Source organism: Marinoscillum sp. HNIBRBA16962 (assembly GCF_057801515.1).
This window is the reverse complement of record NZ_CM173603.1, coordinates 2,125,996-2,138,622: the sequence shown is the minus strand read 5'-3', so window position 1 is coordinate 2,138,622 and position 12,627 is coordinate 2,125,996. Positions and strand designations below refer to the sequence as shown.

Genomic DNA, 12,627 nt, shown 5'->3' with positions numbered 1-12,627 from the left:
ATCGATCAGTTGTTGGCCGCTACATCATCAGCCCAGCATGCTATCAGGTCTATTTCTTCGTCAGAAAGATCTGGCTCTCCCGGAGGTGGCATACTGCCTCTAGAGGTGTTTTCCTTAACAGCAGCAGCATTCTCCCGAACGACGCTTTGGCTGGTGAACCTGGGGAACTCGGTATCCAGGTGACAACTCGATACCGCACAATTATTTTCTATTATTGGCATGATCTGGTCACCCAGACTCACTCCGCTGAGGATAGTTACAGTAAGCGAAGTTGTACAGCCCTCCTCATCCTTTGCCTGAACAATATGCTGGCCCTGATCCAATCCGCTAAATGAGCCGGACTGACCAAAAGACCCTTCATCGATCTTAAAAGTATAGGTACCGATACCTCCGCTGGCAGAAACAGCCAAAGATCCGTTTGAATCACCGCATCCTGACGTAGTTTTGGAATCCAGGGCAAGAGTAACGCTACCACTTTCTGCACCGACGGTTGCAGTCGTGTTGACGGTGCATTCATTGTCATCTTTCACCACTACATTGTAGTTGCCTGCAGATAGCCCTTCAAAAACTGAAGGCGCCTGAAATACATTTCCACCCAGGCTGTACATCAGCTGTCCTTCGCCCCCGGAGGCTGTCACCATCAGGCTCCCGGGCTCACTGCAGCCGGCATTGGTAATAGAAATATCCGAAATCGAAAGTGTAGACCCGGAGCAATCCGGCTTCAGGTCGCTTTCCTTTTGAGAGGTACAGGAGTAAAGATATAATAAACCAAAAAAGGTCAGGAAAAGAATGGCTATACGCATGAGAATAACTTCAATATCAGTTTTAAATTAACTAACGAACACAACCAAAAATACTTATGGATTTGACAAAGGGTTGCTTCAGAAGTTATAATTGTTCCTCAGAATGTATTATCTCCCAAGTATGATCTGCAAGCAGCTGCACCTGGGCGAGAAATTTCTTAAAGGGAAAGGCCTTTCCCCATTCGTCAGGGCTTACCATTGATAGTGTATCTGTGCCGTCCTCTCGCTGATACAGGTAATAATATTTATTGTAAACGGGCTCGAAGTTGATCTTGGCCTGGTAGATGCGTTCGGAAACTTCCACCCTTTTCTTCAGAGATTCAGCTTGTGTTACCAGGGTTTCCATTTGCTGGTAAAGCTGCCTGAACTGCCTGCCGGTTTGCTCTCGCATAGCAGTCATAGCTTTACCTTTTATCTTACCCTTATCTTCCGGCTTAATAATAGCGCTGCCCACATTATGAGCATGATCCATCAGACCAGGAAGATCCGTAATCTTCTCCCTCTCCTTGTCCAGGTCTATTTTATCAACGTCTATTTTATTCCTGTCTCTATCCACCTTCATTTTCTATCCGTTCCTTCAGATTCTTTTTAGCTCCGGGCCAGGTAGTCCTCGTACTTATATCATACCCGATAATAATCATGATAATGAGAAAAATTGTCGCTATAATCAAAAAAATCTTCTTGGATCTTTTCATATACGTTCTGTGAACCACAAATTTGGGGAATAGTTTTAAATTGAGCCTATGACCATTGAAGGAAAACTGCTAGAGAAGTACGACACACAAGAAGTAACCAATTCATTCAAAAAAAGAGAGTTTGTGGTAGAATATGCCGAAAACCCTCAGTATCCTGAGTTCCTGAAATTTGAATTAATCCAAAACAACTGCCAGCAGCTGGATGACTTCAATGCAGGAGATCAGATACGAATTTCATTCAACCTGAAAGGACGAAAGTGGACCGACCCAAAAGGGGAAATAAAATACTTCAATAGTCTGCAGGCATGGAGACTGGAAAAAACCGGAGAATCCGCAGACACGGGTATGCCTGAAACCCCACCCCCTCCTGCTGATGAAGCCTGGATGAAAGAAGATTTTTCAAGCGATGACGATTTACCTTTCTAAGCGGTTTCGCTTCTTTTTGAAGGTAATTGGTATGTAGTCATCAGTGGGCAGACCAATATGAGCAAGATCCCAGTCTTTATCGTAATTATTAACCAACTGACGAATGCACTCTACCCGATCTTCAGTCGGATAGGGACATTCTTCCCAGTAAAAGATCTCAACACGATAATTGTATTGTTTTTTAATTCCATTGACTTTTACCTCAACCTCAATATCTTGTTCTTCGTTAAGTTGAGGAATTTCGATACCTATTATTCCCATGATCTTTCGATTGTTTCTTTTTCTAATAACAAAAAATATACCCTTTTGATTAAAAGCTTTATTTTCAGATAGTTACATATTTTAACAAACTATGCATGTGCCCGTATAAGTACATAGAAATGTTCAAGATCAGATCAGAAGTCCGCTATTTGGTTTTATTGGCAACTGCCATTAGTGTACTTTCCTGCACATCGGGAAACGAGAAGAGCCGACCTTCACCCCCTGCAAGTGACAGTATAGTGATTAACAATACAAAGCTGTCTATAGATTACTCCAGCCCGGGTGTGAAGAAAAGAAAGATATGGGGAGAGCTGGTACCTTATGGAGAAGTATGGCGTACCGGAGCTAACAAAGCCACTGTATTTGAAACGTCTGGTGATATCTCCATAAATGGTGAAAGACTAAACACAGGGAAATACGGGATGTTTACCATTACTACAGATAGTACGTGGACGATCATTTTCAATAAAGAATGGGACCAATGGGGGGCTTACAATTATGATAAGGAAGAAGATGCACTTCGCTTAACTGTAAAACCACGCAAATCAGATTACACGGAGCGAATGACATTCACTTTTACCAAGGAAGGCCTCAAATTTGAATGGGAAAACCTTTATTATCTGTTACTTATTGAAGCCCTTTAGAGCTGCCTCATGGCATCCATAGTGACCCGAACCATGAGGCGGGTAAGCTTATCGATCGTTTCATCACAGTCCTGGATCATAAAGCGCTTTACCATAAACTTGGGATCGATATACCCAATGTACACATCCGCATTTTCTTCCCAAACCAGAATCTCCAAAGGCAGGTCCAGTGCCGCTGTCTGTTGACATTCAATCAGTGCAGTAGTAAGCTCCGGGTCTTCAAAAAGAATGCTTCTGGTAGGGCTCAAATCCAATCCCCTGCTACTGGCAATCTCATCATGAGAAACGGTTTCAAAAAAAATAAGGTCACTATTATCCTTGATAATCTGAACGATCATTTGAGTGGTTTCATTTACACCCTTTTCGCTTCTGAAGATCGTCAGATTCTGAGCAGAAATAGTAACAGAAAATATTACCAGGAAAAAGAGTAAGGCGGATCTGAAGCTCATAGTAGAAAATTTGGCGACTTAGACTACGTAACAATATTAGCCAGTATCCCGAAATTTTCCATAACAATTGGAAAAAAAGCCGGCACACTGCGTAATTACATTATGATTAAGATATCTTAGAACTTTTGAAAGAAGTGATTGAAAAAGTCCTTATATTTTTGTGTAAAACCTGAAGCAGTCCAACGATGAACATCTACGCAAAGCTAACCTTACTATGTGTATTATTAGTGGTTTTCACTTCCTCGGTGCTCTACTATTTTGCTAATGCACGTGTGCAAAAAACGTTTAGAGAAGAACTTTTACTTAATGTTACCAAACAATCCGAAGGAACCATTTCTAATATTGAGCGATTTATTTTTTCCCGCTTAAATGACCTGAGGATGGCCGCAAAAAACCCTTATTTCCGGCCTGATGTTCCGCGCGAAGAGCTGATCAACAGGCTACAGGAGTTAGAAAATATGAACGACCTGTATTATAGTTTTTCGTTTTTTAACAATGACCGGGTCAGAATAGCCGATAGTAAACGGCTATCCATAGGAAAACAACATAGCTACAGCAACTACTGGACAAGTATCTCTCCGGAAATTAAAGCTGTGGTGGACATTTCACAGTCTGAATCGGTAGGTCGTGTGGTTATGCACTTCGCTGCTGTTGTGGAAGGCGATGAGGAACCACAGGGTGTACTCGTAGGCAGAATTCTGGTAAAAGAACTTTATCAGATTCTTGGAAACATTTCCATAGGATCGGATAGTCTTCGAAAGTTAAACGTTGCCCTTGTCAATAAAGACGGACTGATTCTTTATTCCAACAACGAGTCAAGTGTGGCTATGAAAGACAATTTCGAGGATTTTGATCTGATAAAAGACTTAACCTTTGAAGATCAGCGGGTAAAGTTCCTGGAAACGGAAGATGACCTGTACTTTGTAGCAAAAGAAAGAGGGTACCTGAATTATGCAGGGAATGACTGGTCATTGATCATTAATATATCCAAGGAAGAAGCCTTCCTGCCCCTGCAGGATATACAGGGACAGCTGTTATGGCTGATCCTTTCTGTACTTGCCGCATCAATCGTACTGGCCTTAATAGCGGCAAACCTGTTTGTAAGACCGATCGTCAGGCTCAGCCGTGCTGCCGAAGAAATTGGCGAAGGGAAGCTAAACACTGAGATCAAGATTAAATCCAATGATGAAGTAGGCAAATTGGCTAAACTGCTAACAAATGCCTCTCAGGTTCTCATCAAACGACTGGATGAACAAAAAGCTCTCAACCAGCAATTGGAAGATCAAAAAGACGAGATTGCTGATCAAAAGCAATTGCTCGAGCAGGTAAATAGCCAGATATCTGATAGCATAATCTACGCACAACGCATCCAGCGATCTATTCTACCTGACCTTTCGGTAATGTCTAAGCTTGTAAAAGATGCCTTTGTCATGTATGAACCTAAGGACGTGGTAAGTGGAGATTTTTATTGGTTTGAAAGGGTAAGACAGGGAAGATACGAATACCTGATCATTGCATGTGCAGACTGTACAGGTCATGGAGTACCAGGGGCTATTATGTCTATTATGGGAAGTAACCAACTCACCAATATCGTTTATTATCAAAACTACATTGATCCAAATAAGATCCTGGCCAGGCTGGATAAGGTCATTAAGTTTGAACTACAGCGGGACGATGATAATTTAAACAGAGACGGACTGGAAATTGGGATCTGCGTAATCAACCTGGATGACCTTACGATGGAGTTTTCAGGTGCGGGAATTCCTCTGTATCTGAAAAAGAAAGGAGAAAAAGAATTAACCATTTATAAGAGTCCTAAATTCATGGTAGGCGGAATAGAGGGTGATGAGAAGGAAGTGAGCTCAAAGCTCAATAAAGATGAAATCCAGCTCCAGGAAGGAGACATGATCTATCTGGCCTCTGATGGGTTCCAGGATCAGTTTGGCGGTCCTGCTGATAAAAAGTTTATGACCAAGAACTTCAAGAAATTGTTGGAAGATAATTCTGATAAACCTATGAAAGAACAGGGTCAGAATCTTGAAGAAGCCTTCAGGAAGTGGAAAAAAGAAACACCTCAAACAGATGATGTGGTTGTCATCGGTGTTGAGGTGTAAAAGGTCAATTAATTTTTACCTGAGAGGTAAGATTTTTTAATATCTGATAAGTAAACTTTCATCAACTGACATTTCATAGAGTTCCATCAGCGCATCATTTAATGCCTCCAGTAGCTTTTGAGGAATGTCAAAGTCAGGATTAGGGTCTTCCATCTGTTTTAAATTAAGTCCCTGATCTCTGACCTGGTTTACACACTTCAAACAAATCCTGGTCCATGATTGAGGACTAATGTTTTCAGTACACCAATTCTTATAATTACTTGCTTTTACTGCCATGAAACCAGTTTATAACTTAAAACCAATTATTGAAATATCATCGGTCAGCCCGCTCTCTCCTTTCCAGTCTTCAATCGTCTGACTAAGGAACTGATACTGATCCGCCAGACTCTTATCCTGAACAGACTTGAGCATTTCTTCAAACTTTTCCTGAGAAAATTTGACACCATCCTGATTATGCTGATTAAAATATCCATTGGAAAACAGATAATAAATAGCATCAGGCTGAATCTCAATCTTATCAGCCATCAGGTCATTCACATTTTCTTCTCCTTCTCCTTCCAGTACAACCATCTCATTACCATTAAAAATGATCATATCCTGGTTAATCCCACTAAACTGTAAGGTCTGAGCGTTGTTATCAAACAATGCAACGGATGCTTTCAGCTCACACTGGAGCTCCTTGGACCCCGCAGCATCCAATTCCTGCTTGAGTTCTTTAATAATATCCCCGGAATGGAAAATCTTCCGGTCTTGTATAAGATCATTCAGAATAGAATCAGCTATTAGTGTCTTTAATGACCCAACAATACCTTTACCATCAAACTCTATAAGAGCAACAACCGTGTAATCCTCAGAACGGAAATTGAGACTTGTTGTCCAGATGAACTCTTCGCTAAATAAATACTTTGATTTATACATCACAAAGTGCTCACTGAATATCCTGCTGAGGTATCGCTCATTAGGCAGCATAGACTGCTGAAGTAGTCCGGCATACCGAATACTGTCTATGAGGCGTTTGTTTATATTATTGAGTTCTTCAGTTCGTTCCTTTACGCGTTGTTCCAGCTCAACGTTCGTATCCTCCAGCTCCTTCACATGCTCCTCACTATCCTGAGACTGCTGATACGTCTCCATAGCCCGGTCCAGAACCCCTTTCATTTCATCAAAATTCCAGGGTTTTGTAATGTATTTATAGATGCCGCATCGGTTAATCCCGTCTTTGATAGCCTCTATGTCTGTAAATCCGGTCAGGATAATTTTGATGACCTCAGGGTGATCGGGGAGAATTTTCTCCAAAAACTCAGTCCCGGTCATTTCTGGCATCCGCTGATCTGTGACAATTACCTGAATTTCATTTTCTTTCAGGATATCTATCGCCTCAATTGGATTTGAGCTGGTATGTACATTAAAAAACTTTCTGAAATTCGATTTAAAGACACGTAGGTTAGTAGTCTCATCATCTACATAAAGAAGCGAATACTTTTTTGACTTCTTTGACTTGGTTACATCCGGTTGATCTTGAATTTCTTCCATCTCTTATTTGGTCGTTACTCCTCTTTCCTTAAAGAAAATTATTTGCTTTCTGCTACTTTCTTATCTTCTTGTTTTTTCTTTCTGTTCAAATTTTTCGGCAAAGTTATAGCAAACTCAGTTCCTTTCCCTTCTTCACTGGTTAGTTCAATCTTACCGTCATGTTTTTCAATGATACCATAGGTGATGGACATCCCAAGACCTGTACCTACACCTACTGCTTTGGTGGTAAAGAATGGCTCCCAAATTCTGTTTTTGATCTTTTCAGGAATCCCCACTCCATTATCTTTCAGGCGGACGACCACCTCATTTTCGAGTTCTTCAGTATAAATGGTGATCTCTCCATCCTTGCGGTCTTCAGGGATTGCCTGTATACCATTATTGAGGATATTCATGAATACCTGGTTAAGCTGACCCGGGTAACACTCAATATCCTTCATATTCTCATCATAGTATTTGGATACCTTGATCTTGTTCTTGGTTTTATTTCTAAGCAGCGTAAGGGTAGCATCAATGTTTTCATTAACATTCGCCATTTTAGCTTCTTCCTCATCCAGCCTGGAGAATACCCGAAGACCTTTTACGATCTCTATGGTTCTTGTTACCCCATAGTTTACATCCTTGATCAGTTCATCCAGCTCCTCAAGGATCTCCTCGTATTCATGTTCTTCTTTCAGTTCTTTGACGCTTTCAAGTACTTCCTTCACATCATCTCCCTCATCCAGTCGTGAGTACTCTTCTGCAATTTCTCTGAGTGATTCGATGGACATTTTAATAGACACCATACCACTCGAAATGAAGTTGATCGGGTTATTGATCTCATGGGCTATACCAGCTGTAAGCTGGCCAAGAGATGCCATCTTTTCAGAATGCACCAACTGGGATTGGGTGTTTTTCAGTGACTCTATGGCCTGATTGAGCTCTTCTTTTGCCTGCTGCTCTTTCTTCAGCGTCTCTTTTAGCTTTTTCTCTGCCAGGAAGAGCTTCTCGTTATCCTGCAGCTGCTTATCGGCAAGCTCTCTGATCTCTACCTCAGAATCCTGTAGCTTCTTATAAGCCTCATTCAGCTCACCCTGGGCTGCAATTAGCTGCTCATTAATTCGAATTTGCTCTTCAGAAGATTTGAGTAGTTTGGCCTCAGAATCCTGTAGCTTGGTATTTTTCTCTTCGAGCTCTTTCCTCGACTCATAAAGCTTTTTGTTAATGAGCTTTTGCTTCTTAAAGTTAATTTTCAGCTGCTCCTCTGACTTCTTGACCTTCACATAGGCCTTGTTTGCAGATAAGTAGTTATCACTTGCCAACTTTACCAGGGGTCTGAAAATGAATAATCCCTGAAGGATGATCAACCCAAAGAAAATAGCAAAAACAATTTTTTCAACAAGGTTAAAACCCTGTTTATGAAACTGGGCATTATCAACAAAATAATCGACTATATCTTCAGAAGCCGTTTGATACTTTCTGACTGTATTTATCAGGGTTTCGATCGAGCTTCTCAAAGCAAGCGCATTAATGTCTGTTTCACTTTGAGTATAGACAACATCAAGCAGATTGGTAGCATTGATGTTCATTTCATTGTAAAAGAATTTCAGGTTTTCCTGAAGCTGCCCATATTCAGACGAGGAGGGAGGACTGATCCCCATTTCTTCATTTCCATTAAGCAGTGCCTGATGCCCTTTCCTCCATTCCGGAAGCACCCGGGCAACCTCTGCCTGAAAGATGGAAAAGTTTCTTTCGTTTTTGGAGTACCCCATTCCTATTGCTGCCTTTACCAGGGTCTGACCCATAGTAGTTTGTCTGGCTGCCGCCCGTACGACCCGTGGGTCCTCATTAAAAATGTCAACAACATCCTTTTGCAGGAAAAAGATGTAATAAGCAACTGATCCTGCTACAATGAGGGCGGTGAGGATGTAGGCTATTGCGTAAACGTCCTTCTTTAACATAATTTCTTCTTGGTTGGTTGATCCGCTGGAATTCGGACTTAAATTTAACTAATCTTTTCATAAACCGCTCTTTTGGCTTATATAAGCGGTTATTGCCAATAAAAGATTAAAAATTTATCAAACAATAAGTATAAATCACTTCATTTTTTCGATGAAACACTACATAATTAGGATTATTTTGTGAATCATCAAAGATTATATAGATGCATTTTAACAATAATTTGACTCTTCTAAGAAGGATTTAACTGCAATTTGGTATTATAATAGAATCAATAAGCATAATATTGCAGTCAATAAGAAAGCCGTCGTATTTTTAATGAAAGGAGAAAAACAACCTGAAAGGTTATTTTTAATTAAATAAAATAAAGATTTGGTTTAATGCATAAATAGTCTTTACTTTTCAAAATTGAATTTTCATAACATCAAAAATGGATTACCTAAGGAGTTATAAAAATATCTATGATCAAAATATTATTCTTCTCTACAAGGGAGAATTGACTTTTGACTTAGTAACTTCGATGATAGCAACACTCGAGGAGCGACTCGAGGAATTAGAGCAAAACAGGAAAGTAAAGAAGAAATTTTACAATGTAGCTACTGAATGCATTCAAAACCTGTACTATCACCTGGATGAAGTAAACACTGATGAGATCAGAGTAAGTAGTTATGACTCGAGATCGGCTTTAATACTAATATCGGCCAGGAAACGATTTTACAGTTTGCAGACAGGCAACTACATTCCTTCTGACAAGACGGAGGATATCCAGCAAAGGCTTGACGACATCAATGGTGTTGAGCCTGAAGAGCTACGAGCACTTTATAAAAAAGCACTTAATGAACAAGAATTTTCTGACAAAGGAACAGGAGGTCTTGGTTTTATTGATATTGCCCGGAAAACAGGAGGACAGAAATTAAGATATAAGTTTCAACCAGTGACGGATAATGTGTCTTATTTCACATTACAGGTTAGGTTACCTAGAGACATATAGGAACCTACAGGATATAAGCTGTGAATTAGATTTATGGAAAAGTTTTTTATCGAACCAACAAGAGTTACTCCGCAGGTCAGTTTTGACCCGGATGAAGGCAAACTGGAAATTAAAGGAAGGTCCAGTCCGGAAAACTCTATACTTTTTTATCAGAAAATCATTGATAACCTGAACGAGTATGCTCAGAGTGATAGAAGCGAGTTTACAGCAAACTTCTCATTCGAATATTTCAACACGAGCTCTTCGAAGTGTCTTTTTGATGTGTTTAAGAAATTGGGCCAGATTAGTGAGAGCGGTAAAGACCTAATAATCAATTGGTATTATGAAGAAGATGATGAAGATATGATGGAAGCTGGTGAAGATTACTCTGATTTATTAGATTTGGAATTCAACTTTTTAGAAATAGAAGAATTCTGAGTCGTTTTACTGTATGGAAGGCCCAAAAGAACTCTATCATGAGGAGATAAAGAAACTAAAGGATTTCAGGTCAAAACTCGAAACCCACGCAATATATAAGGAAGATCTTGAGGGCTTTTCTGATGATTATGAAGAACTGGTAGCTCAAACCAAGGTTATCACGAGAGTATCTGACAGGCTCCAGAAAAAACTGGATAACGCCAATATTCAGATTCGCGAACAAAATGATGAAATAAAAAGCAAAAACGTTCAGCTGGAGGAAACCATCGTTCAGTTAGCAAAAGCCCGAATAGGTAGAAAGGCTTCCACTATCATGCTTTCTGTAGCTTTACTGCTCTTCTTCCTCGAACAATACTTCCTCCAACCTATCATCGAAGAATCAATACCAGGCTCCTACGGCTTTTTAAGCATAGGAGTATTAGTCGGCCTGTTTTTTATCGTTAAGTTTCTGGAATCAGCACTCGAAAAGCACTTCCTTAAGAAGGAGCAAAAACGAATACTGGCTGATAAAGATGGAAAGAAACTGGATTCTGCACTAGTCAATTAACACAAGAGCTTCAAGGTCGAAACTTAATTTCGACAAAATATATCATATGCAAGTCTGATTATTGCATATGTTTAACATAATCGCTAACATGCAAAAATTTTTTTAACAACCTAAGAAATAGTATGGAGTTTTCAACTGTAGACATTATAGTATTTGTAAGCTATGCTTTGCTGATAGTAAGCATCGGACTGTATGTATCCAGAGATAAAAAAGGCCATGAGAAAAATGCCGAGGACTACTTCCTTGCTAGCAAATCTCTCCCCTGGTGGGCCATAGGAGCATCTTTGATCGCAGCTAACATTTCGGCTGAACAGTTCATTGGTATGTCAGGTTCAGGATTTGCAATCGGCCTGGCCATAGCTTCATACGAATGGATGGCAGCCATTACTCTACTCATCGTTGGTAAGTTTTTCTTACCCATTTTTATTGAGAAAAAGCTTTATACCATTCCGCAGTTCATCGAGCAACGTTACAGTACAAATCTCAAAACAATTCTTGCTGTATTCTGGATTGCGCTGTTTGTATTTGTAAACCTCACAACGGTTTTATACCTGGGGGCTAAAGCCTTAGATACCATCATTGGCGCTGGCGATGGATCATTACTGGTAACGAGTATCATAGGACTTGCCCTTTTTGCTGCAGCCTACTCTCTGTGGGGAGGGTTATCTGCTGTGGCCTGGACGGATGTAGTGCAAGTGATCCTGCTAGTTATGGGTGGGTTGATCACAGCTTTCATAGCACTAGACCACGTCACTCCCGGAGGCGGCATCATTGCCGGATTTAAACACATTTACAGTGTAGCCCCGGAGAAGTTTTCCATGATCTTAGATAAGGGGGAGATTATAACACCTAATGGCAGAGATGCCTGGTGGGACCTTCCCGGCCTGGCTGTACTGATAGGAGGCATGTGGGTAGCTAATATCTATTACTGGGGCTTCAATCAGTATATTATACAAAGAACACTTGCAGCCAAGAGCCTTTCAGAATCCCAGAGAGGAATTGCATTTGCTGCATTTTTAAAATTGATTATTCCGCTAATTGTGGTAATACCTGGCATCATCGCTTTTGTAATGAACTCTAATGAAGCCGGGGAGGTAACCAAAGCTGTAGCAGACCCTACATTCTTCAACGAAAGCACCAATACGGTCATCAATGATAATGCTGCACCATGGCTGATCAGCAACTTTGTTCCGGCTGGTCTCAAAGGGCTGGTACTGGCAGCCCTGGCAGCTGCTATCGTATCGTCGCTGGCTTCCATGCTAAACTCAACAGCTACCATCTTCACAATGGACATCTACAGGCCATACTTTAACAAAAACGCTACTGAGAAGCAAACAGTAAATACTGGCCGGCTAACTGCAGCAATCGCATTGATAATCGCTATCCCTTTGGCTACACAGCTGGGAAATGTAGGGCAGGTATTCCAACTCATCCAGGAGTACACGGGGGTAGTGAGTCCAGGTATTTTAGCGGTGTTTATTACCGGATTATTCTGGAAAAGGGCGACTAATAATGGGGCTATTTGGGGTGTAATCCTCTCCATACCTATAGCCATGTTTTTCAAAGTAGCTCCAAATGGATGGAGCGATGCAGCCATCTTCCCTACCCTGCCATTTATGAACCAGATGATGATCACGTGTGTAGCTTCCTTCCTGATCATCGTGGGGGTAAGCCACATAGAAGGCAAAGGAAAAGCGGATGAAAAAGGGATTGCACTGAACAAAGGGTTATTCAGTACACCTCCCGCCTTTAATATCAGTGCATTTATTATAATGATCATTGTGGCTTTCCTTTATGCATACTTCTGGTAAA

The 12,627-nt window shown here is 40.7% G+C and carries 14 protein-coding genes; 7 read left to right on the top strand and 7 right to left on the bottom strand.

Annotated features, from left to right (window positions below; all coding sequences use genetic code 11):
- Positions 1 to 5 precede the first annotated feature (5 nt).
- Positions 6 to 803, bottom strand: a complete 798-nt coding sequence (locus AC3E9V_RS09145) for a hypothetical protein (RefSeq protein ID WP_488752883.1) — start codon at positions 801 to 803, stop codon at positions 6 to 8.
- A gap of 85 nt (positions 804 to 888) precedes the next feature.
- Positions 889 to 1,365: a DUF2452 domain-containing protein gene (locus AC3E9V_RS09140; RefSeq protein WP_488752882.1), complete on the bottom strand. Its 477-nt coding sequence runs from the start codon at positions 1,363 to 1,365 to the stop codon at positions 889 to 891.
- Positions 1,366 to 1,546: 181 nt separating this feature from the next.
- Here AC3E9V_RS09140 and AC3E9V_RS09135 point away from each other — a divergent pair, with 181 nt between their 5' ends.
- Positions 1,547 to 1,924 carry a DUF3127 domain-containing protein gene (locus AC3E9V_RS09135; RefSeq protein WP_488752881.1) on the top strand — a complete coding sequence of 126 codons (378 nt, stop codon included), beginning with the start codon at positions 1,547 to 1,549 and terminating at the stop codon, positions 1,922 to 1,924.
- Here AC3E9V_RS09135 and AC3E9V_RS09130 read toward each other — a convergent pair.
- Complete coding sequence (locus AC3E9V_RS09130; RefSeq protein WP_488752880.1) at positions 1,913 to 2,185, bottom strand: hypothetical protein; 273 nt, start codon at positions 2,183 to 2,185, stop codon at positions 1,913 to 1,915. The genes AC3E9V_RS09135 and AC3E9V_RS09130 overlap by 12 nt on opposite strands.
- Before the next feature lie 119 nt (positions 2,186 to 2,304).
- On the opposite strand from AC3E9V_RS09130, the gene AC3E9V_RS09125 reads away from it, so the two are divergent.
- Complete coding sequence (locus AC3E9V_RS09125) at positions 2,305 to 2,829, top strand: DUF2911 domain-containing protein (RefSeq protein WP_488752879.1); 525 nt, start codon at positions 2,305 to 2,307, stop codon at positions 2,827 to 2,829.
- On the opposite strand, the gene AC3E9V_RS09120 is transcribed toward AC3E9V_RS09125, so the two are convergent.
- Positions 2,826 to 3,278: a DUF302 domain-containing protein gene (locus AC3E9V_RS09120; RefSeq protein ID WP_488752878.1), complete on the bottom strand. Its 453-nt coding sequence runs from the start codon at positions 3,276 to 3,278 to the stop codon at positions 2,826 to 2,828. The genes AC3E9V_RS09125 and AC3E9V_RS09120 overlap by 4 nt on opposite strands.
- A 185-nt stretch (positions 3,279 to 3,463) precedes the next feature.
- Here AC3E9V_RS09120 and AC3E9V_RS09115 point away from each other — a divergent pair, with 185 nt between their 5' ends.
- The gene (locus tag AC3E9V_RS09115; protein ID WP_488752877.1) at positions 3,464 to 5,392 is read left to right on the top strand and encodes a SpoIIE family protein phosphatase; all 1,929 of its coding nucleotides are present in this window, start codon (positions 3,464 to 3,466) and stop codon (positions 5,390 to 5,392) included.
- A 36-nt stretch (positions 5,393 to 5,428) separates the two neighbouring features.
- Here AC3E9V_RS09115 and AC3E9V_RS09110 read toward each other — a convergent pair whose 3' ends face one another.
- The 3 genes from AC3E9V_RS09110 to AC3E9V_RS09100 are packed head-to-tail and all read right to left on the bottom strand — an operon-like array spanning position 5,429 to position 8,862.
- Positions 5,429 to 5,668 carry a hypothetical protein gene (locus tag AC3E9V_RS09110; RefSeq protein WP_488752876.1) on the bottom strand — a complete coding sequence of 80 codons (240 nt, stop codon included), beginning with the start codon at positions 5,666 to 5,668 and terminating at the stop codon, positions 5,429 to 5,431.
- Positions 5,669 to 5,677: 9 nt separating this feature from the next.
- Positions 5,678 to 6,925, bottom strand: coding sequence for a response regulator (locus tag AC3E9V_RS09105; RefSeq protein WP_488752875.1), 1,248 nt, complete (start codon positions 6,923 to 6,925; stop codon positions 5,678 to 5,680).
- 38 nt (positions 6,926 to 6,963) lie between these two features.
- Positions 6,964 to 8,862: a sensor histidine kinase gene (locus tag AC3E9V_RS09100; protein WP_488752874.1), complete on the bottom strand. Its 1,899-nt coding sequence runs from the start codon at positions 8,860 to 8,862 to the stop codon at positions 6,964 to 6,966.
- Positions 8,863 to 9,290: 428 nt separating this feature from the next.
- On the opposite strand from AC3E9V_RS09100, the gene AC3E9V_RS09095 reads away from it, so the two are divergent.
- From AC3E9V_RS09095 to AC3E9V_RS09080, 4 genes are all read left to right on the top strand, one after another.
- Positions 9,291 to 9,851, top strand: coding sequence for a SiaB family protein kinase (locus AC3E9V_RS09095; protein ID WP_488752873.1), 561 nt, complete (start codon positions 9,291 to 9,293; stop codon positions 9,849 to 9,851).
- Between the two features lie 33 nt (positions 9,852 to 9,884).
- On the top strand, positions 9,885 to 10,268 hold the full coding sequence (locus tag AC3E9V_RS09090) for a DUF1987 domain-containing protein (RefSeq protein WP_488752872.1): 384 nt from the start codon (positions 9,885 to 9,887) through the stop codon (positions 10,266 to 10,268).
- A gap of 13 nt (positions 10,269 to 10,281) precedes the next feature.
- On the top strand, positions 10,282 to 10,815 hold the full coding sequence (locus AC3E9V_RS09085) for a hypothetical protein (RefSeq protein ID WP_488752871.1): 534 nt from the start codon (positions 10,282 to 10,284) through the stop codon (positions 10,813 to 10,815).
- Between the two features lie 122 nt (positions 10,816 to 10,937).
- Positions 10,938 to 12,626, top strand: coding sequence for a sodium/sugar symporter (locus tag AC3E9V_RS09080; RefSeq protein WP_488752870.1), 1,689 nt, complete (start codon positions 10,938 to 10,940; stop codon positions 12,624 to 12,626).
- The last annotated feature ends 1 nt before the right edge of the window (position 12,627 follow it).